At 48.5% G+C, this 24,087-nt stretch carries 21 protein-coding genes; all 21 read right to left on the bottom strand.

Annotated features, from left to right (window positions below):
• Window positions 1-425: SMI1/KNR4 family protein (locus tag ACQ76X_RS22670; protein WP_438496022.1), on the bottom strand; the 425-nt coding region annotated here is incomplete at its 3' end.
• A gap of 442 nt (window positions 426-867) precedes the next feature.
• Complete coding sequence (locus ACQ76X_RS22665) at window positions 868-1,365, bottom strand: hypothetical protein (RefSeq protein ID WP_438496021.1); 498 nt, start codon at window positions 1,363-1,365, stop codon at window positions 868-870.
• 620 nt (window positions 1,366-1,985) lie between these two features.
• Entirely contained in the window at window positions 1,986-2,699 is a 714-nt protein-coding gene (locus ACQ76X_RS22660) for a pentapeptide repeat-containing protein (RefSeq protein WP_438496020.1), read from the bottom strand.
• 26 nt (window positions 2,700-2,725) lie between these two features.
• Entirely contained in the window at window positions 2,726-3,505 is a 780-nt protein-coding gene (locus ACQ76X_RS22655) for a hypothetical protein (protein ID WP_438496025.1), read from the bottom strand.
• Between the two features lie 44 nt (window positions 3,506-3,549).
• Complete coding sequence (locus ACQ76X_RS22650; RefSeq protein ID WP_438496019.1) at window positions 3,550-6,507, bottom strand: phage baseplate assembly protein V; 2,958 nt, start codon at window positions 6,505-6,507, stop codon at window positions 3,550-3,552.
• A gap of 22 nt (window positions 6,508-6,529) precedes the next feature.
• Window positions 6,530-7,015: a DUF4280 domain-containing protein gene (locus ACQ76X_RS22645; RefSeq protein ID WP_341378056.1), complete on the bottom strand. Its 486-nt coding sequence runs from the start codon at window positions 7,013-7,015 to the stop codon at window positions 6,530-6,532.
• A 69-nt stretch (window positions 7,016-7,084) separates the two neighbouring features.
• Window positions 7,085-7,645 carry a hypothetical protein gene (locus ACQ76X_RS22640; protein ID WP_438496018.1) on the bottom strand — a complete coding sequence of 187 codons (561 nt, stop codon included), beginning with the start codon at window positions 7,643-7,645 and terminating at the stop codon, window positions 7,085-7,087.
• Entirely contained in the window at window positions 7,642-8,883 is a 1,242-nt protein-coding gene (locus ACQ76X_RS22635; RefSeq protein WP_438496017.1) for a pentapeptide repeat-containing protein, read from the bottom strand. Before ACQ76X_RS22635 ends, ACQ76X_RS22640 begins: the two co-directional genes overlap by 4 nt.
• A gap of 95 nt (window positions 8,884-8,978) precedes the next feature.
• Entirely contained in the window at window positions 8,979-10,403 is a 1,425-nt protein-coding gene (locus tag ACQ76X_RS22630; protein WP_438496016.1) for a hypothetical protein, read from the bottom strand.
• Window positions 10,396-11,031, bottom strand: coding sequence for a hypothetical protein (locus ACQ76X_RS22625; RefSeq protein WP_438496015.1), 636 nt, complete (start codon window positions 11,029-11,031; stop codon window positions 10,396-10,398). Before ACQ76X_RS22625 ends, ACQ76X_RS22630 begins: the two co-directional genes overlap by 8 nt.
• A gap of 42 nt (window positions 11,032-11,073) precedes the next feature.
• Window positions 11,074-11,850 carry a DNA and RNA helicase gene (locus ACQ76X_RS22620; RefSeq protein ID WP_438496014.1) on the bottom strand — a complete coding sequence of 259 codons (777 nt, stop codon included), beginning with the start codon at window positions 11,848-11,850 and terminating at the stop codon, window positions 11,074-11,076.
• A 30-nt stretch (window positions 11,851-11,880) separates the two neighbouring features.
• The gene (locus ACQ76X_RS22615) at window positions 11,881-14,532 is read right to left on the bottom strand and encodes a molecular chaperone (protein ID WP_438496013.1); all 2,652 of its coding nucleotides are present in this window, start codon (window positions 14,530-14,532) and stop codon (window positions 11,881-11,883) included.
• Window positions 14,533-14,594: 62 nt separating this feature from the next.
• Complete coding sequence (locus ACQ76X_RS22610) at window positions 14,595-15,284, bottom strand: iron-dependent peroxidase (RefSeq protein WP_438496012.1); 690 nt, start codon at window positions 15,282-15,284, stop codon at window positions 14,595-14,597.
• Complete coding sequence (locus ACQ76X_RS22605) at window positions 15,281-16,573, bottom strand: normocyte-binding protein (protein ID WP_438496011.1); 1,293 nt, start codon at window positions 16,571-16,573, stop codon at window positions 15,281-15,283. The genes ACQ76X_RS22610 and ACQ76X_RS22605 overlap by 4 nt, the downstream gene beginning before the upstream one ends.
• Window positions 16,570-18,366, bottom strand: coding sequence for a PP2C family protein-serine/threonine phosphatase (locus ACQ76X_RS22600; RefSeq protein WP_438496010.1), 1,797 nt, complete (start codon window positions 18,364-18,366; stop codon window positions 16,570-16,572). The genes ACQ76X_RS22605 and ACQ76X_RS22600 overlap by 4 nt, the downstream gene beginning before the upstream one ends.
• Before the next feature lie 61 nt (window positions 18,367-18,427).
• On the bottom strand, window positions 18,428-19,297 hold the full coding sequence (locus ACQ76X_RS22595) for a PP2C family protein-serine/threonine phosphatase (protein ID WP_438496009.1): 870 nt from the start codon (window positions 19,295-19,297) through the stop codon (window positions 18,428-18,430).
• Complete coding sequence (locus ACQ76X_RS22590) at window positions 19,294-19,827, bottom strand: FHA domain-containing protein (protein ID WP_038589064.1); 534 nt, start codon at window positions 19,825-19,827, stop codon at window positions 19,294-19,296. The genes ACQ76X_RS22595 and ACQ76X_RS22590 overlap by 4 nt, the downstream gene beginning before the upstream one ends.
• 27 nt (window positions 19,828-19,854) lie before the next feature.
• Entirely contained in the window at window positions 19,855-20,403 is a 549-nt protein-coding gene (locus tag ACQ76X_RS22585; RefSeq protein WP_438496008.1) for an FHA domain-containing protein, read from the bottom strand.
• A gap of 48 nt (window positions 20,404-20,451) precedes the next feature.
• On the bottom strand, window positions 20,452-20,880 hold the full coding sequence (locus ACQ76X_RS22580) for a DnaJ domain-containing protein (RefSeq protein ID WP_438496007.1): 429 nt from the start codon (window positions 20,878-20,880) through the stop codon (window positions 20,452-20,454).
• A gap of 125 nt (window positions 20,881-21,005) precedes the next feature.
• The gene (locus ACQ76X_RS22575; protein ID WP_038589056.1) at window positions 21,006-21,431 is read right to left on the bottom strand and encodes a hypothetical protein; all 426 of its coding nucleotides are present in this window, start codon (window positions 21,429-21,431) and stop codon (window positions 21,006-21,008) included.
• A 121-nt stretch (window positions 21,432-21,552) separates the two neighbouring features.
• Window positions 21,553-23,721, bottom strand: a complete 2,169-nt coding sequence (locus tag ACQ76X_RS22570; protein ID WP_438496006.1) for a transcriptional regulator — start codon at window positions 23,719-23,721, stop codon at window positions 21,553-21,555.
• Window positions 23,722-24,087: the final 366 nt, after the last annotated feature.

Genomic DNA, 24,087 nt, shown 5'->3' with positions numbered 1-24,087 from the left:
TTTTGAGTGTATGACTCATCATAGCTTTCTTCAAAAAAATAGACGGAAGGATTGTCTCCATCATCAAGATTGAACAACCAATACATATATCCTTGGTGCCCCATAAAAACAAATTGATTATCACCGATTCTTTTATTAAAATTACATTCTTCTAATAGCTCCAATGCTCCTTCTTTAAATCCTTTAAATCTCTCCATATTCCTAATACTATAATCCGAACCACTGAACATCACATAACCTCTGCCAGCGCATTCCATAAACTTCAAATATGCTTCAGGCAATTTTTTGTTATCTGCTAATTGTGTTATTAGCATCATGTCATTTTCATCACAAGGTTTAAGTTCGTTACTATAATGACCCTTTAGGAACATTAAAAATGAATCAATATTGTCTTCTCCCAAGTATTTCTTTTTAATATTATTCATCAAATACAACTCCTCTTATCTGTTAATTCTTCATTTAAACTCTAACAATTTTAATATTTTTGAATTCTTCTTGAAATTAATTTTATAAACACCATTGTCTCTAAATACACGATCGGTATTATTTACAACATTGCCTGTCCTCTTATTAATAATCTTAAACTCTACTAAGGAAGGATGGTAATTTATTTCTGTACAATATCCATCGAGATATCTATTCGTTAAGTTGCGATCGATTTCAAAAACTGTGAGAAAACAAAGATAATAAAAACAGGTCAACCATGGTGGTATCTGACCATAGTCCCCTGTTCTAAGTACGCTCTTACGTTATTAACCTTATACTTTCCAAACATGTGGTATTGTTTGATAATGAGTTCCTTCTATACCTACCCACTACAATCACTACTTAAAAAATAAAATAATAGGATTAAAAATGATTTCAATATTATTCCTCATCATCTTCTAGGTCTTCACCACTCATAATATACTCTATATCTTCATCAGTGAACTCGTTACCTTCTGATACTGGATGTCCATTAGGATCTAACATCCCCATTACCGCTTTATCTCGGTCTGATACAATTATAGTATAATCTTCAAACAAAAATGGATTTGGTGGTAAATCTACAGTAACTCTCCAAGCAGGTCGAATATCATCATTCTCTCTATTTTCTAAATCTACTTTAAACGTATAGGCTTCGTCAAAAAATAAACTTTCTATTTGCTCATTAACCGTCCCATCCAATTCATGTTCTTGATGGTACTTTTTTGCGATTTCAATTGCTTCTTCTGGGGTCGAAACGACATCAATCGCGATTTCTTCTATTTTACGATGATGTCTAGGAAGATCTTCTTTCTTCAATTTTATATATTCGTTAAATTCTTCATCTGTTAAACTCTTAAACTCTTCATCTGTCATTTTTTTATATTTATCTAACAACATACTATCATCACTTCCATTCCTCGAAGCTCGTTATTTTTAATTTTTTCGATAGGCATATTCATTTTACGTCGATATGCCTCTCCAATAACTACAAGTGGTTCCGCAAACCAATACTCGAACTCTAAAAAATCTTCGTTTTCCAATATATCACCTATTGCAGTTTCAAGGAATAAAATGGAAGGACCTCTATAGTTCCTTCTTTCTTGGAGTACGCGTTACTTTGTTCCCCCAAACTCTTCTAGTAATTCCTTTACACATTGAAATACACAGAAGCCTCTTGTCTCCAAGAAATTTTATCTGACCACATATAAAAAAAGCTACCCTCCCAATAAGTCAATTAAGAATTCCTCAAAAGTTTTGGGAGTTGTTGCACAAGTCCTTTAATGTACCATCATGACCATGGACTTTGCGTATTAAGATATTCTCTATCTTTGCCCCTGCATCTCTATGGTTAAGTTCGTCAGTAGTGATTAAGTAATTCATTCGATAACTATATGACCTAATGCTATCTGATTTTATACATGCTAAAAGGCTCATTCCTTCTCGCCAGTCAAGTTGGAATAAGCCTTCTAAGTAACTATGTTTGTTCGTCTAATTTACGTAAAACTCCAAGCAGATCACTAGATCATCTTTATTACTTGTTCCTTAACACTTTTGTCAAACTTAGCCCCTTCCACATTCGCTCCCTTCCAAACTACGTTATCAAGTTTGGTACCCGTAAAATCAACTCCTGTAAAAATCCCATTACAAAGGGTAGCTCCTGTTAAGTCTGCACTTGCAAAGTTAGCATTTCTAGCATCTACTTCAGATAAATTTGCACTAATAAAATTAGTTCCTTCAAAATTACCCTCTGTGAGATTAGCGCTGCTTAAATTTGCACTAGAGAAACTTGCTTGTTTAGCATTGATCCCAGATAAATTTGCATTACGAACGATAGCATTGATTAAAGTTGATCCAATTAGTTCACCATGGGAAAAATCGACTTCGTCAAGACAAGTTTCTAAGCACATACTTATATTCATTTTTGCATATTTCATATTTGCTCTTTGGAAGTTTGCTCCACTAAGCACACAATCAGCCATGTCAATCCCCTCTAAATTGCAGCTTCTAAAATCAGCCGTTTCAAAATCACAATCTAAAAACGACGCTCTAATTAAAGAGGATGCTCTTAACATGACCCTTTTTGCAATGATACCATCTGCCATAACTTCTGACAGGTCTAAAAATGTGAGGTCCATGTCACTCATGTTCAATCCATCAATAACCTCACCACTGCATTTGTATTTATTTAACATTTCTATAACTTTTGTTCTATCATCTTTATTCTCGTCCATTTTTCCCACCACCTCCTAGCAAAATTTTATCTTTTAAGGTAATCCTCCCAAGCAGCATTAGGTCGGAACGACACACCCATGCGATCCTCATCAAAACTTGGAATAGCCATCACTTGGGCTGATTCCAAATATTTCATTACATTCAACCAGCTATCAAGTAATGTGCTATTATCAGTTTCTAATTTCCCATTCAAAATATCGATACAAATACCACCCCAGTTAAGTTTTGATACAACTCCCGGGCTATTTAGCAATAATTCTCCATCAAACATTTCCAAAATATGACCACTAAAGTATGTTCTAGCCCCTATCCCTAAGGGGCCATTTGGAAGATATCTAACCGGCACAGGATAAGAACATATATCCATCCACATATTTAGACGTTCACGCTCGGTATTCCAAGGATATGATGACGGCCAAAAAATATGTGTTACTCCGTAACATGGTTTTACAATTTCTGCGATCCGATCAGATAACTCAAAAAAAGCTGGCCACATTTTTGGAGGCATAGATTTATGAAAATCAAACTTCAAAAATGAGCGTGTGCTCCAGTTAACTTCAAAGCTCCCCGTATATTTTACTGTATTATCACGATGAAGATGAATTTCAGATACCCTACGCTCTAAAGTTACTTTTTCAAGAATCTCATTACGATTATATTCAACCCTTACCATCTCACTATTGCCCCAATGAGTAGGAGCAAATTTTTCATTTGACTCAAACACATCCAAAATATCACTTAATATCTCTTCTTTGTTTAAAGATACCATGGGATACATTGTAATTGAAAATAAATCAGGCTTCATTGCATATCCTCCTGCTGCAAGAATAAGATTATATGATAATGTTTTTATAGCTTTTTCCATCTACCACCGCCAGGTAATAACGGATTAGGTTCCCATTTATGAGTCACTTTCCCTATCTTTGGATCAGTATAGTAGACATCACTTTTGTTTCCTAAAGGTCCACTTGGTCTTGGCTTAGGAGGAATAGCATTTAAGTCAGGTTTGTCACTTGATATAGTTACATAATGGCTACCGTTTTTGTCTTGAAGCATTTCTCTTTCAGCTCTAATTTGGCTGTCATTATGAACAATTTGATCTTCTCCACCTGCTTTGTGTTTGTGGTCATGAACTAAATCAATTTCGCCCCTATCATTACGCCCTATACTGTCTGGGCGTGTAACATGACCTTCACTAGATGTATACGTAACAACTTCGTCGGCATTATTATCAGCTAATTTACGATCAAGTTGCTCTTCCAAAGCCTTTCTACCTTTTATTTCTTCTTCTCTTCCACGCACCCTGTTCTTTCTTAGACTTTCATTGAGAGTATCCCAATCTTTTCGATCTAAAGGTTTTTCACCTTTATTTTTCACTTTCTCAAGGTAACGTTCATATCTAGCTTTATCCGCAGCCTTCTGATCTCCACGTGCTTTTGCTTCATCTATTCTTTGTCTATGATACTTCTCTTGTTCTGGAGTCAAACCGTTTTTGTTTAATTTTACATTATCACCTTTCCCCGTCCCCCCAGGCATCTTCTTCGCTAATTCCTCTTTGCCTGCCTCCATCTCACTCCAGAAATTCTTCTGCTGGCTATTTTGTGGAAGAGATTTATTTGATTTGCTGAATGAAAAATCAGAGGGGCCATCCAGTGCTTTTTGTGGACCGGACAGACCGTTCCTCATCCGGGTCATTGTATCGGATACCTGATCCATTACTTGATCTGCTGTTTTCTTCACTTCTTGTTTGACCTGCTGCTTCCATCCCGTCCACATTTCATCCAGCGCGGACACGTTCTTTTGCAACACTTTTTTCAAATTGGACGAATTCGTCAGGATGGTATTCATGCCGCTCTTCAGCTTCCCGGCTAGATCAAACGTACTTACATTGCTTGCCAGCTTCTTCGCTTGCGTCAGCACTTTCCCTAGACCGGCATTCAGCGCCTCCCCCGCATTATCCGCTATTTTTCCGATTGCCCTTGCGACATCCGCTCCTTTGTCCGCTATTTTGCCTACAGCTTTCGTCGCCTTCCCCACCACATTTGCCGCTTTCATGAATTTCTTACTATTCACAAACAGTTTAGTTCCTGTTACTGCCCAACCTGCACCAGGCACTGTCGCTGCTAATGAAAGGCTTGCATTCACATAATCCCCGCGCAGCGCATAGATCCCCGCATTCGCCAAATCCGCGATCTCCCCAACGCCCGGGATCAGGCCCGCCACATCCAGCACCGTCTGGCTTACATCCAGCACCTTACTCCAGAAGCCTTTTTTCTTCTTCGGTTGCTCTTCAGGAGCGGGCTCTTCCGGCACGGCCACTTCGCTCACGAACGGGGCTTCGTATTGCGGCTCCAGGTCTTCGACCTGCACGGGCAGCTTTATGATGCCATTCATCGTTAGGCTGCTTCCCCGCAGGTCCGACATCCCGTCCAGCACCAGACTGCTGTCTCCGCATTGCAGGAACAGAATTTCCTTCGCTTCGATCTCTATACTCTTCTCGCTGTCTAGTACCAAATCCTGCACGGTGTTCATCTGGATACCGCTGTTACTCGTGATCGAGATGCCTCCGTCGTCCAGCGTGATGAACAGGCTACCTTCTGTCGCGATCAGCGACATCTCCGCATCAGTCATCCGCATCTCTTTCCCGAAGTTCGTTCCCCAGCTCTTGGTCGCCGGATCCGCGGTCTTCGGTGACGGACTGCTGCCCCGCCTCACCGATCCCATCGCGAACGCGTCTTGTTCACGCCCGCTTCCGAAATACACCTGCACCGAATCTCCCGCTTGCGGCATGCAGTAGAAACCTCCACCGTCACTCGCATAGACCGCGGAGTACGGCATCCAGCTCGCTTCATTCTCCGCTTGGGTCGCATCCACGTTCAGATGTACTTTTACGGTATCCTTCGTGACCGCCAAGATCTTGCCTTCCAGCGAAGCTCCTGCCAGTTCATCGTTGCGGATTTCATTCTCCCGGATCCCGCTGTGGGGACTGAGGGTATACGTATGTATGAGCATTCCCTGTATAAGCCTGCTCTCTGCTGCTGCTACCCGCAGCTCCTGTCCTTGAAATTGTACGGTATCTCCGAGTCCGAACCAGCGCCGCGTCTCTACCCGGTAAGAGGTGAAGTCTGCTTCTTTTACGTCTGCGGCTCCCACCGACCAGGACATCTTCAGCGCGTGCAAATCTCTTGTTACTGTATAATTCTGATCCTTGAGTTCATGATATCCGCCATCCGGGACACCAAAATACAGCTTCGGCGCATCCGCCGTCACCTCCGGGATCACCACCGCTCCGAACCGGGAAGCGATTCGCCGCAGGAACTGCCAATCCGTCTCGCGGTACTGTACCGTCAGCCCTCCCAGCTTCGTGCCGCTGCTCACGTAGTCGATAAGGTCGGACTTCGGATAGGCCGATAAGACCTGGCGGATCACGTCCTCACATTCCATCTCGCTATGCTGAAACGAACGAATTCGCGGTTCGATGTCCAGCAGATACGAATAGGAGACGGCCTCCAGTTCCAGGATGTATACCCCCTGAACATCCCGGACGCCAACCTCCTGGATGATCCCCTGAAACAGCTTGCGTATTTCTTGGCCCCGTTCACCGGTCTCGATCAGGGAGATATTCTCCCCGTTTGCGGTCATATCGATTTCCCGGTCCTGTTGTTCTTCGGGAAGAACAGCGGTCAGGAACAAGCGTGCATGTCCGCCTGCCTTCCGCTCCATATGTATGCTCTGGATGCTGTGCACGGGATAGGGCGAATGGCACTTGAGGTTCCATGTGCCTGTTGCGGCTTCCACAATGCCCATTGTCTCACTCCTCTCCTTTACATTACCGGATGGCCCCGCCGAACCCGCTCGTCGTCCCCTCCAGGCTCGATCCCCCAAGCTCCTGACCGTCATCCTCGATCACAATTCGTCCCCCATAAACACACTGGTTCACACATGTGCTGAGCAGCGCGGGATGTCCATCCACAAGCACATCTGTTTTTCCGTCCATCCACGAAGTCGAAATCCCCGGAACACACGGCGCCTTCTTCCGCCCTTCAATATCGAGTTTCCCGATCTGGACAGCCGGGTTCAATAAGCTGGTACAATTCCCGAATGGCATAATGTGGATCATCGGGTTCTTGTCCTCCACATTCAGCTGTGCTTTTTCTTTCAGGTGTACGCCGTGGCTATAAGGGATTTTCAAGCGATTCAGCTGAGTTCCGCATGTACAGCTTAAGATTGCCCCGGCAACCACGTAGCTCGGCTCTGCCCCTCCTCCGTCCTGTTCCACAACATCCGGTCTCGTTATTCCTTTGATTTCTGCCATAGAGATTCCCCTCCTAAATTCAACTGCCTATGTCAGTTGAAGTGCTATAATTAACGACTTCCATTTATCTCATAACATCGACTCCGCTGTTGTCACCTCTACCCGCTGCATACATAACCCGGTAAAGTCTCTGCGCAAAATGGCTTCCGCAAGTGCGAGGTTGATCAGGAACACATTCTCGTGCAGCCGATTATCCACGGCCTGGACAATCGGCCAGCCGCAGGTCTGCAAGCAGTCCGCATCCACCTTCAGCCGGGTGAGGCGGCCGCTGCTGTCGAACTGGCTGTCTTCGTGCAGACAGGCAAGCTGCGGTGGAACCAGGAACCAATAGGGGTACAGCTGCTCTCGTTCGGCATCCATTAGTCCGGCCAGACGGAAGATCAGACGCGGGGCAAAGGTCTGAAGGAGCTGCTTCAGAGGATCAGACCACAGCGGATAAGGCCGCTCAATGAGGTCCACCGCCACCGGCTGGTGACTGGGCTTCAGCTCAAAATGCAGATTGGACCGCTCCAGTTCCCGTAAATCCTCCCCCTTCAGCCATTCCGGACGGATGGCTTCTTTTACACCACGCGGTTCAAGTGCCCCCCGCACACGCATATCCTGTGAGAGCTGGAACCAGTCGTTTCTCATTGTTGATGTTCCTCCTTCAGCCAATCCATAATGGCTTCTTCCGTGAACGGAAGTTCCGGCATTTCCGGACGTTCGCTGAGCAAGCTGCACGCGCCCGTATCCATCTGCGCTCCCATTAAGCAGGAGCCTGAGAAGTTCGTTCCACGTAGATCAGCTCCCCGGAAATCCGCATCGGTCAGATCGCACCATCCAAGGATCGCTCCGGTCAGCTTCGCCCCCGTGAATCTGGCCCCCTGCAGCTTGGCCAGAACAAATTCAGCCTCGCTTAAGTCTGCTCCGGCAAAGGATACTTCATGGAAGCCCGGAATCTCCCAGTTCTCTGGATCAGGAAGCCCGCAGTCCGCCTCCACCCGATGAAATAATGCCCCCACCAGACGACAATTCTTGAAGCTTGCACCGTGCAGCCATCCCTGATTCCATTCCGTATCCGTCAAATCACAGCCTTCCCAGACCGTACCCACCAGATTGCTCTCTGCGAAGCTGCTACCGCCAAAAGTGCTCTCGCGAAAGGCAGAATAACGAAAATCCATTTCACTGTAATCTCCGCCTGCCAGATCCAGCCGCTCCAGCGCGCCGTATCCGTAAGCACCTTCGATCCGCTCAGCCAGCCATTTCCGAATCTCGGTCTCATCCGTAGGGTCGTTGTCCTTGCGGTAGACAGACTCGCTGATATCGAGATACTCGCCCACACGCACTTCAACTATTCCGCATTGCTCCAGCTTACGAAATCCCTCGGTAAGCATCGCCTCCGGCATCGCCCAGCGGAGCAGTGCAATAACATATTGATGCCCATGCTGCGATTCACGCAGCAGCAGCTTCTCCAGTTCGGGACGGCTGATACCTCCGGCATACGGGGAACCCGGGCGTTGTCTTTCCTCCTCCAGCAGCAGCTGGAGCTCATCCAGGTAGCCGAATGCCCAAGAAGCATCATACTCACCCGCCACAGAAGCGGGATCAAACAGCCACGTCTCATCCGAAACCTCCACCAGATAGACTCCGTGTCCTTCCTGCAGCCGGGTCCGAAGCATCGAATAGGTGAAATGTCCGATAGCACCCTTCTCTCCTATGCTCTGCAGCTCCGCCACCTCCCGGCACAGCTTGTCAAAGTGGCGGATGAACGCCTCCTGTAGCGGCTTGCGGTTGGCCTGATACAGCTGCTCCCAATGCAGCAGTACCCGGTTACGGACCGGCCCCACAATTTCTTCCATAAACATCTCCATCACGGCAGTCTGAGCCAACAGTTTCCCCTCCTGTTATCGCTTGCTCCAGTTTTAGTTTTTCTTCCCAAAGGAACTAAACCGTTGTTCATAGGATGTTATCTGCATATCTTTGCTTAGTTCGTACGTACTTCAGTTCCGCTTAAAGCGGTCGTGCCGTCCATCTTCAGACTGCTGCCCTTGCAGGTCAGGCTGAGCTGATCTTTGGCGGAAATGACAATGCTTTTATCCGCGTTAATCATAATATCTTCCTTAGCATTGAGCTTAATCAGCTGGCTGCTGATAATCTCGATCCCGCCGCCCTCACTAAGCCGGATGAAGATCTTTCCGTCCTTTCCGGTCACAATCACCTCATCCGGGGTCATCTTCAGCTCCTTGCCGGCCGGTGTGCGGAAGAACTTATGGTCAGGGTTGCTCAGCTTGTTGCTCTCGCCTTCTTCGGCATTCTGCCGCACCGAGCTGGTTGCTACACCTTCCTCCTCCTTGTTCCCCGGAAAATACACCCGGACATGATCGCCCTTCTCCGGCATGACGTACCAGCCGCTGTTGCCTTCTGCCGTGTACACAGATGAATATGGAAAGTCATGCGCTTCTCCCGCCTGCTGCTCCGGATCGATATAGAGGTGAATTTTGAGCTTGTCCTTATTGATCCCGATCACTTGGCCTTGCAGCGAAACTCCGATGATTTTGTCATTATAAAAAGTGTTCTGGCGAAGTCCATGACGCGAGCTTAAAATATAGCGGTGACGAAGCAGGCCCTTCTTCATTTCAGTGTAAGCTTCGTATACATACAGCAGCTTGCCTTTGAATTCGATCGCATTGCCCAGATCCAGTACCCGGCCCGTCTCGACCTCATAATATATGAAATCATCCTCGCCTACTTTGGCTGACGTATTCTGCGTAGTGTAACGGAATTTGTCCATTCTTTTACGAACCCGGTAGTTAAAATCCTGCAGCTTGCCTTTCGAGGAGGTATCGAACACGCCAAAATAAAACTTAGGACTATCAAAGACCGATGCAGGCATTAGACCGGTACGCAGACGTGAAGCGATCCGCTTCAGAAACTGCCAGTCTGTCTCCTCATACTGGAGCGTGAACTTGCCGATAGCCGCCCCATCCGTTGCCGCGTCCATGATATCAATATTTGAATAACCCTCCGCGATCTGATCCAGAAGCTGCGGGTAAGTCATGCTGTGGTTCTGGAAGGAACGGCTTTTCTTGCGGATGTCCAGCTCATGGGTATGGGAGACCCCCTCCACTTCAAGAATGTGGACCCCGCGGTTCACCGACACACTCAAATTCAGAATGAGTCCGCTGAACAGCACCCAGCTGCCGCCTTCTTCATTCACCTGGGTGATCTCCACCACTGTATTTGATGAGCTCAACCGGACATAGCTGTCCTTCTTCTCTTCATCCACAATACCGGTGAATTTCACATAGGTGTGCTCATTCATTTGCTTCGTAATGGTTAACTCCTGCAGACTGACCAGTTCAAACGGGCTAACCCGCAGATTATCGTAAGACAAAGCTGGTTCACTCATGAGACTCGTCTCCTTCTTCCTGTGGAATGAACTGAATGGATTTCATCATGGCCAGTGCAATCGGCTTCCAGTCCTCAAGCTCCTCGTCCGTACAGTTAAAAGTACACATCAGCGCCCGATCCTCAAGTGAAGCGAACAGAATCAGATTATACAGATTGGCATTGACCGCCGGGGTCAAAAATTCACAAGTGGCAACCGGTTTGCCGTTGATGCTGAACTCATTGTCCCCATACCATTTCGTCAGCTTCTGCGTCCGGCGCAGCATCTGGATCATGGCCTTCTTGAAATCGGACAGCTCTTCCTCCGGCAGCGGGTTCATGGTGTGATTGACGGCAATGTTAATTCTGGCATTGGAAGTCGTATATATAACGCCGGGCCGATGCTCAGAAGGATATTTCCGCTTGGCCATCTCTTTACTCATGAGCTTAAAGGTCTGCGGGAGCAGCATGCGCATGGCACCGTCCAGCAGCTCAGTTTCCACAAAGGTATGCGGCTCATCTCCAATCTGCACCACCGGTGCGGTTAAATCCGGTCCAGCCTCTTCCGGAATCACTCCGTAATTATCCGCAGGCTGTCCGCCTGTCTTGCCATTAAGCATGGACACAATCTTCTCATCCCAATGCTCCATCTTCTCCCCATCCTTCCATTAATCGATTGATGCGCAGCCGCTTTAATCCACCAGCATCCGCTGCATCCCCCCGTGAGCTTGCCCCTTATGTCCCTGTCCCCCGCGTGCATTCGAGAGAATCCGGTCCAGATAGCGGTGAATCTGCAGGCTCGGATAATCCCGGTATTCCTGTCCCAGCCGGCTCGCAATATAATGCAGGATAACACTCCGGGTGATGACACCTTCATTCATACACAGCATGCCGAACATCACATCATGCGGATCCGGTGTACCGGTACGCATAAGCCGCTGAGCATAGTCCTGAAGCACAGCCGGAGGAAGGGTGCTGGCACCGGGAGCCGCATAGGGAACCTGCAGCACCTGGAGCGTATTGTATTCGGTGGCCAGATCCGCGAAGCTCTGATAATCCTTGCGCAATCTGGCCCCTTCCTTCAGCTTGAAGCGGGCGAGCTCCATCTCATGGGAACCGGTCCCGGACGCCGCATCTTCCAGTGCAAGCGAGCTCCGCCCCAGAGACAGGTCATGACCTGTCTCCAGCGCTGTGAACCGGAGCTTCAGAACAGTTTCTTGACCTGTGGCCTTATAAGCAATTTCCGCCGGCTCCGTCATCATATAGAGCCGTCCCTCATACAGTAATATGCCGGGGCTTACCGATAACCGTTCGGCGTGTACCTCCACCTCTGCCCCAGACACAATTCCATCTGCATAATCCCTGTAATACAGCTCCCAAAACTGCCGGGGGAAATCACGCAGATCCTCAAGCATACGGATCTTTAGAATCCGTCCCTTATGAAACTCAGGGTAAGTATAGGTGAACATTTGCGGCGCTCCTTTCCCAGACTTGCCTCTTTACTTCAGTCCATCAAAAAAGTCCAGTTCCGATGATTCATTCTCATAGGCGAACAGCCTTTTGTGACCCAGCAGCAATTGCTCATCACGGCGGGAGACAGGCAGTACATGGAAACCCCAATGCGAATGATCCGCGAACACGAAGAACTTCGTCTCCCCGTTCATAATGGAGTCCGTATCGTCCTGTGGAATCTTCGTACCAAAGCGGGACTGGATATCCTCATAAACTACCTGCTCGTAATTCTCCTTACGATTGACGTATACACATTTCTGCAGCAGGGTCCCGTCGCTGCCGCTCACATACAGCTCGACCTCGGCCGTCTCGAACGGCCGGGAAATACTGCCGGGCAGACCGTCACTCCGCTCCAGACTGTTAATCAATACCTTCTGCCGGAGGTTGTGGGTATACGCGCTGACCGTATAAGGAATGACCGCCGCCTCATGGGTGATTTCCGCCTGAATTGTCCCCGTCTTTCTGGCACTGAGATAGCGGATCGCTCCCCGCAGACAAGCCAGCTTCAGATCAGGAACACGGCCTTCCGCCGGTTTCTGGCGGAATTCTATACTGCGCCCCGGCACGAACTCCTTCAGCGCTTCCCGGAAAACATCAATCCGGCAGGACTGGCCCGTCAGCTTGATCATCGAATACTGGCCGAGCCTTCCCTCCCGGTAGAACTCCTCCAGGAACTTGCGGACTACGTCATAAATATCCGCCTTGATGAGCTGGGTGATCTCCTTGATGTTAAAGACCACATCCGGAAATTCAAATTCATCACGGAGTTCGCCGTTCCGCACCACGGACAGGAACCAGCGCTCCATCGTGGTAATCTGCAAATCGCTGTCCTGTCCGTCCTCAATGGCGGAGTGGAATCGGTTGCGGAGCATGCCGGTCTTGCGGAAGAATTGCTGCTTCATCTCTTCAGCAATCTCCCAGAGGAAATGAAAATTCCCGCGGACCCGCAAATATTCGTCCCGTGAACGATGTTCCCGGTGGGCGTAGGCTGTAGGAATAATCTGCTCCGCCTCCAAATACCGCCGATCGAGTTCCGCATATACACTCTGGACTCCCGCTTCATCGACCTGGCGGAACACATCCGCCCCCGGTGCTGCAATCAGGCTGTCAATATCGGTTGCGGCCCGCCGTCCGGAGTAATAATCCGCGAAGACGATCTTCATGAACTGCATAATTCTGTAAGTGATATTATTGCCGCCGAAATTGGTATCCCCATTCTCGTAGGTGGTGTGGATGTCCAGCTTGTAAGCAATCTGTCCGTCTTCCACAGTAAAGCGGCAGGAGGAAAGGTCGGTTGTGCCCCCGCCGCAATCAATTACCAGAGCTTGATACGGCACGCCCTCCATAAAGGCATTGCGTTCGATACCGTCGGCAATCGTGTTGTAGAGCACTGACATTCCTTCATCGAGGGCATGCTCGCTCTCAATTTCATATTCGGGCAGAATCTCGCTGAACATCTCAAGGAACTGGGCCTTCATCTTCACAGGAGCAGACAGATGCAGCCGTTTGAACCTGCATTTGAACTGGTGCTCCGCCGTCAGAATTACATGTTCAAGGTAGGCACGCACAATGTCCAGACGCGTCACTACAGCTGCATTGCCCTGGGCATCTACTACTTCCTCCTGTTTACTGTAATCGCTGATCCAACGCTTGATGCCGCGGAAGACACTGGCCCGGCTGCTGTAGCCCCCCCTGCGCATGCTCTTCAGCGCTTCATATCCGAATTCGTACAGGATATTGCCGGGTTCCGAGCAATCTGCGATGCTGACTGCTGTCGGGAGCACTTCAATCCAGTCCGTATTCTTAAAGGTTGTATCCGGAAAGGTCACATAATTAATCTCTTCCAGGCGGACACGTCCGTTCAGCAGGTCCTGGCTGCTGGGTTCCTGAATATAGCCTCTATGCAAATAAGCACCCGCCGTCGTATTGGAGGTGCCAAAATCGATGGCAAGCACGGCTTGCGTCTGTTCCAGCTCACGGATGTCCAGATGGGCTAGCGGAATTTTGGTATATTGAATGTTAACAGGCGGCAGCGGCTTGTCCGAATAATAAATCTTGTACAAATACTCCGAGTCACGCTTGCGGAAAAACAATAGACTGTACTGGCGGTTCCTGCTTCGCTCCCATCTCGCTCCACTGTCAGCGGTTAAGTAGAAGGTGCCCGGCACGGCTTCATCCTGCTCCAGATTGAAAATCCCGCACAGCTCCATACTTTCGTTCACCAGCAGTACATTGGAGTCCGTAAGCCCTCCCGCTGCAGTAACGATGTAGCGGTCCAGCCTGTCCACCTTAAGCCCTTCGTACAGAATCAGACGGGCGGGAACACTAATCCCGCCATCACTGCTTAGCGGCGAGGTCATATGGCGGTTGATCGCCTGCTGAATCCGTTCGAACCCGCCCTTATGCACACGGCCGATACATAGTACATCATCCGCTCCCAGAAATTTCAGGATAATCCGGATCAACTCTTCGCGGTCCGTCTGCGGACCCAGCCCTTCTACCATCCGTTCTTTGTAGCAAATGTTGCGAAGCTGAAAGGTCGTCATGTCCATAAGCTCTGCCCGCGTATATCGGGTGGTTCCCCGAATGCGTTCACGGCTCGCAGCGTCAGGATGCAACCTGTATGTATAACCGTTCATGTTCGTAACCTCCTAGGCGGCTGCTCCCGCAGCATCTGAATCTGCCCTCTCTTCTTGCTTCTTTAATACAAGGCAATGCAATCCTGAACCATCGTGTGATCCACGTCGATAATGCCGAAATGGCGTTTCCAGTAAATCTCCGTTTCGAAGCGTACCGGTAAAAAAAGCTCCAAAATCAGTTCCAGCTTCTCCCTTGTCTCCGGGCGCTCTTCCTCACCGATATAGAGCAGCAATTCGTCCTTATCCTCACAATTTGCATACAATGTGGAACGCGGGAACATCCGGACCAGCAGCTCCCGCAGAAGATGCACCGCTTCGCCGGTATCGAACAGCCGCAGAACATGCCCGGCGATGACTTCCTGCTCTTCCCGTCCAAACAGCTTCAGCCGCTGCCGGATCCGTTCTCCGAAGACTCCCTCCTGCATTTCCCGCAGTGTGAAGCGGATTTGATATTCCCGTTTGTTCATCCCCTGCATCAGGTCCAGTTCAGCCAGGAAATGAATGATCAGATCGAATAAAGTCTCACGCAGTTCGGAATCCTCAGTGTTATTAGGGTCGAACAAGTCTCTGAAAATATCGTAAAAACGATAGTACGGGTTCACCTCAACCTCCTGCTCCACAGCAGCCGCATTGAGATCGGCATGGCTCAGCTCCATATAAGGTGAATACACCTTCGCCGGAACAAAGTGAATGTCGCTCCTCTTCATTCCCGCCCGCCCCGACCGAACCAGCAGATCCCAAATATAGTTCATATCCAGGCTCCTTCACAGCGGTACTCCGGAAAGACCAGTTGAACTTCAGAGACGAGGAAGCTGAGCACATCGTCACTTAGATAGGATCCGGCAAGTGATCGATCCCTGGCCACAGCTCTGAACAGAAGGCGCATCCGGTACTTATCCGTCTGTACGCGGACCTGGTCGCTGACGAAGCTGTTCAGTTCATAAGTCAGCGGAATCTCCTGTCCCGGCGGCAGAATCTTGACATCCTCCAGTTCTACCTCCCGCGAAACTTCAAATGCCCCGGTCAAACGGGCAATGCCCCCCTTGGATCGAACCGGACTGCCGGCCTGCCGGACATATCTGCCGATATACCCTTCTTGTCTGCGGTTCGACAAAAGTGGATAATGCATCCGGCCAATTCCAGAATTCATCGGCCTCGTCACCTTCAGCATGGTCCAGGAATCCGATTTATCCAGCGGAGATACAACTGTAATCTCTTCCTCCGAGCGTTTAATATAACGGATATTTGCTTCCTCGCCATCTACAAGATATCCGTGTTCTGTGCCTGTTCTTCTTAGCGGCAGCACATGCTCGTAGTTCACCCGGTCAGCCGCCGGAACGGGAAAGCCGCCGATCTTCATCTCCATTCTCTGAATATTCCAGATCGGCACCAGATTCATATGTTTATACGGTTCCAATTCCTCCAACTGTATGGAAATCTGCTTCACCGTCTCCTGGTTGTCCCACTCCGAACCGCAGGATATCAGGATGCAGTCCATAAATTTGTAGGCATAAGGGATGTGGACTGTTTTCCACGGCAGGCTGTTTTTACGGAATATCCGGTACAGTTCTTCAATGCGTTCGGTGTACATTGAGCTCTGCTTCAGCCGGACTGTTATCTCATACCGCCCTCCGCTGGTGATCATCTCACCCTTGAACTGGCGCTTGCTCCGGGTAAGAGAGCGAATCTGTGAGGTATCGCACTGAAGGAACAGCGTACATAACTTCATTTCCTCCTGCTTCGATAGGGCAGCCGCTACTTCAGCCAGATTGATAAACTGCGGCTCTGAATCGCCTGGGACCATGGGGTACAGGAATTCATGCAGTGGATCAAGCTCTTCGCGGGGACAGAGTGACGCATACACATCATGCCGCACCTCCTCCGGCTCCAGTTCATTGAAGACGCGCTCCTCAATTTGCCGGTTCAGCGTCTCCTGATATTCCACCAAATTCAGAAATAAACCGGTCATTACATCCTTCAGCATCCGGCGCTGCTCCAGATCCTCCATCTTGTTCAGACGGTCACGAATGATATCTTTCATGGCTGCACCTCCTCTTCAGCAGATTTCTGGACCGTTTCCTCTTTCGGCAGCGCGGCATCTACGCCGCTGCCCGGTTCTGTGCTCGCTGCACCTTTTGCGGAACTTTCCTCTAAACCCTTACCAGCTTCATTATTAGTTGAATTTCCTGTGATACTTCCGTTGTTATCCGTACTTTCATCTGGAGTCACCAGAGGCAAATCCATACTTCCCGTAAGGTCTGCAGCTCCGGCAGCATTCGGGTCTACAGCAGGTACAGGCGGGTTCAATTTCTCTTCCAGCTTGGAGATCTTGCGCTCCATTGCCAGTACCCGTTCCAGCATATCAATACTCTGATAGACCTCTTGTGCTGCTGCGTAAGCATCGAGCGCCCCGCTGTAATCAGCGGCTTCATTGTAACGGTCGCCCTTGGCTTCCAGCTTATCGGCCTGGAGCTGACTTACTTGCCGCTCCACATCCGATTTTTTGGCTTCCGCCGTTTCCAGCTTGGTTGTAATTTCGGCAAGAGCCTCTTTATAAGCGTTCTCCGTGGCGGAGGATCGCGCCCGCAGGTACAGCGTAATGGCGCCGCTGGAGTCTCCGTTCTGGAATTTGAGATCTGCTTCCCGAAGCCAGTCCTGTACCTTCTGGAAGGCGGTCATCTGTCCCAGTCTGTCTTCAATCGCCTGCCGCTTGAAGATACTGTACGGCTCCGAAAGTTCCAGCGCTTTGGTATAGCTCGCTTTGGCTTTTACAATATCCCCCTCCTTGAGGTGGGCTTCGCCGTCAACCAGCTTTTGCGCAGCCGCCATTTTGTCTGTCAGCAGCTTTTTATGAAGCCGGTCCTTGAGCTTGATCGAGTTGTTGCGGCCCAGACTATAGTCGGATACTGCCTTGCCATACTCCTGCTCTGTAACATACACGTCAGCACTCTGTTCGTACTGGAGCATATCGGCAGCTAATTCGGCCTTCTTAGCCGCACTTTTGACCTTATAGAAGATCCCGGCGCCACCTACCAGAAGCACTGTTAATAGAATAATAAGAATGCGTTTGATCCACTTCTTGCGGTTCTTCGGCTCTTCCTGATAGGTCTTATTAGCGTAGATACATGCTGCCGTATAATTATCTATCCGCATCCGCTGTTTGCTGAGCATCACTTCCTCAAGCGTATCCGCCAGCATGACCGGGTCATTCGCCGCCTGAACAGAATCAATCATCTCCGCGTCCTCGACAGCCTGCCACAAACCGGAGGTGCACATCACCAGCACATCGCCATCTGCCAGCGGAATCTTCCCGGAGACATAAGGCTTCAGCTTGCCCGGCATCCCGGCATATTGCAGCAGATTGCCACGCTCATCATTCGTATCGATCTTGTCCTCGGCAATTTGTCCTTCGTCTGCCATCTGCTGGGCAAGGCTGTGGTCCCGGCTTTTCAAGATCAGGCGCTCCCCACGAAAATGATAAAGTCTCGCATTCCCGGCTGATGCCCATACCATCTTCGTATAATCCGTCACCACAATTAGTATACTGGCCTTCAGACGGACTCTTCGGCTCTCATAATGCAGCCACTCATGGGCAATCCGGATGTAATCAGTCAAACGCCGCCGGGAGAGGGTGGGTTTCTCCAAAAAGCTCTCCAGAATCGTCTGCACAATCATTTCGGCACTGTGAGCCTCTTCATCTGAATCCAATCCATCGGCAATGATATAACAGGCCTTATCCTCCAGCTCAACGCACCCGAAAAAATCCCGGTTAGTCATAAAAGAACCCGATTCGGAGACGAAACTCATTAAAAAATCGCTGTTCTCCTTCCTCATGCGTATCCCCATTTCCCGTATTGATGATTTATGCTATGTACCCGGCGGGACATCTCCTGTTCTACCAACGCCTCTCCACAATAATGACTGTAGCGTTATCCTGGTGTACAAGCCTTTTCTCCTCTATCAAATCAATCATGGCCTGAGCAGCATCATAGGGTGACAGCGGCCGGGACAGTATCGTCTCCATTTCCATTTCCGTGAGCGTGTTGTACACCCCGTCGCTGCACAGCATAATCTTGTCCCCCTTATACAGCTGAAAAGGTTCTTCTGCCAGCTCCATGCTCCTGAAATTCTCGGACCCCAAATAATTGACCAGAGTCTTGCGCTGCGGATTGCCTAGCGCCTCTGACTCGGTAATCTCACCGGACAGATACTGTTCCTGCAGCGTGTTCTCCAGCGTATGCTTATGGTTAACCGGAATCAGAATACCGCCGCGGTATACGAACAACAGGCTGTCCCCTACCGCCCCCCAGTAGAGCAGACTACTGCGGATCAGCGCCGCAACCAGCGTGGTCCCCCCCTGCACTCCGTGCAACTGGTTCATGATCTCTCCATTGGCGTTCATTGCCGCATCACCGAAGAATTCCGGCGGATCGGGGAAGCGCTCCAGTTCCCGAAATTCTTTAACAAAAGTATGGACGGCCGCCGTACTGGCCACCCTTCCCCCGCTTAAACCGCTGATTCCATCAGCAAGCACAGCTAGCAATCCGAAAGGCATATTGACCGTCGCAAAATAGTCATCCTGCTCCTCACGCGCACCGATCGTCTGGCCGTTCCCGATTCCGTCCCCGGAGCCGGTGCCAGCCTTCGGCATCTTTTGAATACGATGCCTGAACATAATCAGTGGCCAGATCAGCAATATCCAGACAACAATCATCCAGTATGGGGTCAATGCACTATCATCCAGCAGTTGCTTCAGCGTATTCATTGCTGCTGCTCCCATTCAAAGTGAACACCGCACAGGGGAACAAAAATAAACTTGCTGCGTCCCAGCTGAATGACATCATAAGCAGCCAACTCTACCGGGGAATATACCGCCTCGTTATTGTGATAGGCAAGTCCGGAAGCATCACCGGGCAGCAAGTAGAAATTGCGTTTCTTCGGATCATAGACAATCACCGCATGATTGCGTCTGGAGATCGTATTGTCACCCAGAATGCGCACATGCATCTCTTCCGAGCGGCCGATAAAATTCTTCTCCGCCATAATCCGGTAGTCCTGTCCCATTTGTGCCCCTTCAATACAAACCAGCCAACCCGTCACCGGTTCAATTCCGGTAGCCTCTCCCAAATACGGCATCGTTCTGTCATCTTCGGAAGGACGGGACGCCATAGCAATGGCTGCTCCCTTGCTGCCGGACGGAGCCGGACTCTCCACGGTAAGATTACAGTAAGGACACGTGTTGCCGTGTCTTCTTGTGCTGAACATATGTCCGTTAGCGCATCTTGTCAGACTCATTCGCTCTCATACCCCCGCATGTGTTGTTCATTTCACCAGAATCCTCGTGTTGGCAATATAAATTAAGTCCCCCGCCTCAAGCAGGCTGGGTTCCTCGATTTCCAATTTAACCGCTTTGCTCTGATTGCTTTTCCGTATACCGACACCGCTGGAGGATTCAATATCCTCTATGTACCATTTGCCGGATGCTTTGTTCAGCACTGCATGCTGGGCGCTGATCAGAGAAGCATAAGGTGTATCTGACAGATCTATATCCGCTTCGCCGTGCCTTGAGCTTTTGCCGATCAGAACACTTGTCTCGCCTTCTATGTACCATTCCTTAACACTTTCACCGTCTTCACTCAGCAGCACCAGCTTTACAACCTTGCTGCCGGGTTTGACCTTATTCTGCACCTTGATCTTCTTGGGTCTTGTTCTGACTGCAATTAGGACTACTGACAACAAAAGGATTGCTGCCGCAACCACCTGTGCCCCCCTAACCTTTGCAACCACAAATATGTAATAGAATATTACAGCCGAGATGGCTGTTATCAATAGATCCAGCACCAGGGTCCAGATCGACCTTCCTTGTTTCACTCCCATAACCTCCGCCTTACCGGGCTACGCCCCAGAATGACTGCCGGATCACTTCTTTCGGATTCCAAAATAACGCTCGAACAGCTCTGATGCTTCCATACTTTTTGCTGGCTCAGAGTGTTTGGGGATATTCCGGTCACTCTGCTTTTTCTGCTGGAAACCAAAAAAACGTTCGAACTGCTCTTCCATATTCCCCGGATCAAAACTGACCCGCTCCTTGCCTGCGGATGGCTTCTCCGATGGCTCTCCGGACGCTCGGGTTGTACGCGACTGCGACTGCGACTGGTAGGCCGTCCTTGACTCTTCATTACCTAATACCTTATAGGCCTCATGAACCTGCTTAAACCGCTCGGCGGCCTGCGGATCTCCTCCGTTCGTATCGGGATGATACTTTTTGGCCAGCTTCCGGTAAGCTTGCTTCACTTCGGCGGATGATGCATTTGGGGCAATACCAAGCACTTCATAATAATCTGTCAATCGCCTCACCGCTTCCCGTTACGATTTAGAGATAAATAAACATTAAGAGGCGCATAAAGGCCCCTTAATGTTCTGAACATCAGGCAGACACAGCCAGCCCGATGTCCCAGTCCGATTACCTAATATTAGGCCGAAAATCCGCCATCGATTTTGGTAAGTTCGGTTTTGTCTTTCTTTTGTTTGATGTACAGTGTGAACTCACCAACACCTTCGGTGTCCCCGTAACGTTCTGTGTAATCCACAACGAATGCGTTAGGGAAATGGATCTTGCGCACTACTTGGTCTGCTGCAATAACTTCAAGCGTTACTTTGCGGTAGCAGTCCGCTTTTTCAGCAGGAACAATAGACCAGAGCGCCAGCTTGATGGTGTCATCTGCATTATCGCCGTCAGTAGCCGTGATAATTTTACCAGTGATGCGCAGGGTTGCTCCAACATCGGTCGATCTTGCGTTTGAATCATCCGGAGTGTCCGTGTCGTACACAACAGAACGAATATTGTCCATTCCCAGTTCGATTGTTTCTGCACCTTCAACTTTTAAAATAAAACCCATAAATAAAAAACCTCCTCGAAAAATAGTGTTGAAATATGTATAAAGGCTAGCTCGGATGAACAAGCCTCTGATACCTTAATAAGTTCTGTAATATAATCTTTTATCGTTGTTATATGAATGATTAAGCCTTAACAGCGCTGGTTCCCTTGGTTATCATGACCTCAAGATTCTTCACATTGCCGTTGAAGATCAGATCTATATGGCACAGGTTGCTCTTCTCGTCGATAATATAGCTCATATCATCGCCTTCTTGAATGATCGAGTTAACCGATCCGCGTTTGCCCAACCAGCGGCTCTTCTGACTGCTCGGATTGTTGCTGAAGAACTTCACTATGTTCTCATGCTTGAAATCTCCGGTCTGGAAGCGCAGGAAACGTTCGATATAGGTACTCACCTGTGTTTTGTAAATGGAATCATATCCGTCCTCTGACATAGCCATACTTCTCGATTTATATACGGTAATCCGTTTGATATCCGTATCCTGAAGCTGTGCGTTCTCAGAGGAGAAAATAAATCCGAAGTTCTTGCGGTTAATGGAGTCCTTGATTGTATTCGTGAACCCCGAGATTTCTTTGGTCATCGTTGTTACGGAGCGCAGACTGTTGTCTCCCGCTTCGATATCGAAACGTACCCCCGGAAATTCCCTGTTTACATTCTTAAAGTTGCTTCTCAGATATTCAGGACATTGATAAGCAGCTACAATACCAGCGGCAACGTAAGCGGCTCCAATATATACGCCTTCGATCCATAACTTCAGAATGTCTTCTTTATCCTTGGACAGTTCCACACCGTTCTCGGTCTGCAGCATTCTGCTGTCAATGATAACACCGGATTTCTCCTTAGGAATCACCGTGAAATTCGGTGCACTCGGGATCGCAAATTCACTGTATTCCTTCCGTGTCAATCCTGCACATTTGTCAATGTACTTGTCGATTCCGGCAGTAGCCATACTGCTGAACGTAGTTTCCTCGCCGGACTCGAAACTGAAGAACAACTGCACCTTGTAGTCCTTGATCACTTGCAGCAGCATTGTAAGTGATTCCATGCTGTTGCCATCCTGCTTGATCACTTTGTCGTTTCCGCGAAAACGTTCTCGGCTAACTTTGACCTTGCCGGTTGTCTCTAACTCAACGGAAGGAACAATCCCGAACCAGATCGTATCGGAAAATTCATTTTTCGAGTTCACTGTATTCAAATATGTCTCCAGCCGCGGGATATTGCTGCTCTTCACGAGCATATCCAGCTTGCTGTTGGCAATCAGCATCGAAGGCTGCATGCCTTTGTTTTTAACCGCATACTGGTCGAAGAACATCTTAACACCCAGTATTTTTTCCACTAGCGGCTTAACCGTCTTGACGAAATCATCTTTGGCATTCTTGTAGAATTCCAGGTATGTATTGTAATTCTGTACTTCCAGTGCGGCATTGACTTCAGCCCGGACGGCCGGAAGCGGACAGAATGTGCGTACTACCAGGTCCTGCACATAAGTAGACGGAGATTCGGACAAAGAGCCGTAATCTTCAGCAAATACCTGTGTGAGGTCTGTATTTGTGCTTTCATCCAGAAGCATCAAGTCGGTACTGTCACTCTTGGGAGCCTCGATGATCTTCAGTTCACCGCTCTCGCCGATGGTAAGCTGGCCTACTTGAATCAATTCGGAAGATGTATCTTCCTGCGCCCGGCCGAGCAGCAGCCGAGTCTTGATATCCTCAATCGCCAGTGGCAGCATAGCCATGACATTGTTATAGTTGCGGCTGGCTTCCTCGAACATAATATTCAGTTTATCGCCGACATCCAGTTTTTTGGGATCTCCGTCATCCAGCTTGTCATACTGGCCGTACATGTAGTGAATCTCTTTGCGGACCTGGCGGATATCATCCATAACCTTCTTTGGAGAGATCATGTCCAGCAAATTTTCAAATTTGAAATCAACATTCGTAATCCCTTGGCTTCTTTTCGTATCGATCAGCGTGAACAACATTCGCAGGAAGTCATTGCTCTGATCAATCTTAATCTCCGAAATGGTATCATCCGGAATGCCTTCAGGCTTCTTCAGTGTGTACATTACTTTCTGGTTCGCCGCATTAAAAAAGGAGTAAATGCTTGGTGAAAACTTGTCGAGGAACTCATCAAAATTGTTCACAAGAAGATGCTCATTAATCTCTTTGATCTTATCGTCACTCAAGCTGTCGATACCTTTTACATCCCCGACGATGGTGATCAAATCGAGCTTTTCCGGGTTGATTTCCTCAAAAAGCAAGGTTCGGTTCGTTTGATTGATAATGTCCATTCAGGCAGCATCCCATGTTAAAAAAGGCTCATGAGGATGCCTTCCCCCCTCCATTATTTTCTGTTACCCGGCATGCATTCGTGAGTCTTTGGTTACACCATTCGACTAAATACTGCCATTTGATGCGATAATTTTTAGATTCATGGGACCCATCTTAACCAGTAAAGATAATTTTTGTCAATATAAAGGCATATAGTTCCATTTAATCATTTTTATTACTAACTAGACTAAAAGGACTATTTTATAATTTTTCCTTATTTTCCCTCAAAGAGCTACCGATGATAACCTTATCCCAGCATTTTATGGAGCTGCATCAATAACTTTAGGCCTAAACAGATACAAGGGGGGATTCCGCAGCTTATGTAC

Source organism: Paenibacillus sp. IHBB 3054 (assembly GCF_051594305.1).
Taxonomy (GTDB): domain Bacteria; phylum Bacillota; class Bacilli; order Paenibacillales; family Paenibacillaceae; genus Paenibacillus_AQ.
This window is presented reverse-complemented; position numbering and strand designations above follow the sequence as displayed.

What these genes read in the sequence shown, in the direction of transcription:
- ACQ76X_RS22640 (WP_438496018.1), bottom strand. Translation starts at nt 7,645, where the DNA reads ATGAGAAACGACTGGTTCCAGCTCTCACAGGATATGCGTGTGCGGGGG.
- ACQ76X_RS22620 (WP_438496014.1), bottom strand. Translation starts at nt 11,850, where the DNA reads ATGTTCACCTATACTTACCCTGAGTTTCATAAGGGACGGATTCTAAAG.
- ACQ76X_RS22655 (WP_438496025.1), bottom strand. Translation starts at nt 3,505, where the DNA reads ATGAAGCCTGATTTATTTTCAATTACAATGTATCCCATGGTATCTTTA.
- ACQ76X_RS22650 (WP_438496019.1), bottom strand. Translation starts at nt 6,507, where the DNA reads ATGGGCATTGTGGAAGCCGCAACAGGCACATGGAACCTCAAGTGCCAT.
- ACQ76X_RS22625 (WP_438496015.1), bottom strand. Translation starts at nt 11,031, where the DNA reads ATGGAGCATTGGGATGAGAAGATTGTGTCCATGCTTAATGGCAAGACA.
- ACQ76X_RS22665 (WP_438496021.1), bottom strand. Translation starts at nt 1,365, where the DNA reads ATGTTGTTAGATAAATATAAAAAAATGACAGATGAAGAGTTTAAGAGT.
- ACQ76X_RS22590 (WP_038589064.1), bottom strand. Translation starts at nt 19,827, where the DNA reads ATGAGTCTGACAAGATGCGCTAACGGACATATGTTCAGCACAAGAAGA.
- ACQ76X_RS22660 (WP_438496020.1), bottom strand. Translation starts at nt 2,699, where the DNA reads ATGGACGAGAATAAAGATGATAGAACAAAAGTTATAGAAATGTTAAAT.
- ACQ76X_RS22575 (WP_038589056.1), bottom strand. Translation starts at nt 21,431, where the DNA reads ATGGGTTTTATTTTAAAAGTTGAAGGTGCAGAAACAATCGAACTGGGA.
- ACQ76X_RS22600 (WP_438496010.1), bottom strand. Translation starts at nt 18,366, where the DNA reads ATGAGGAAGGAGAACAGCGATTTTTTAATGAGTTTCGTCTCCGAATCG.
- ACQ76X_RS22630 (WP_438496016.1), bottom strand. Translation starts at nt 10,403, where the DNA reads ATGAGTGAACCAGCTTTGTCTTACGATAATCTGCGGGTTAGCCCGTTT.
- ACQ76X_RS22605 (WP_438496011.1), bottom strand. Translation starts at nt 16,573, where the DNA reads ATGAAAGATATCATTCGTGACCGTCTGAACAAGATGGAGGATCTGGAG.
- ACQ76X_RS22610 (WP_438496012.1), bottom strand. Translation starts at nt 15,284, where the DNA reads ATGAACTATATTTGGGATCTGCTGGTTCGGTCGGGGCGGGCGGGAATG.
- ACQ76X_RS22645 (WP_341378056.1), bottom strand. Translation starts at nt 7,015, where the DNA reads ATGGCAGAAATCAAAGGAATAACGAGACCGGATGTTGTGGAACAGGAC.
- ACQ76X_RS22615 (WP_438496013.1), bottom strand. Translation starts at nt 14,532, where the DNA reads ATGAACGGTTATACATACAGGTTGCATCCTGACGCTGCGAGCCGTGAA.
- ACQ76X_RS22570 (WP_438496006.1), bottom strand. Translation starts at nt 23,721, where the DNA reads ATGGACATTATCAATCAAACGAACCGAACCTTGCTTTTTGAGGAAATC.
- ACQ76X_RS22595 (WP_438496009.1), bottom strand. Translation starts at nt 19,297, where the DNA reads ATGAATACGCTGAAGCAACTGCTGGATGATAGTGCATTGACCCCATAC.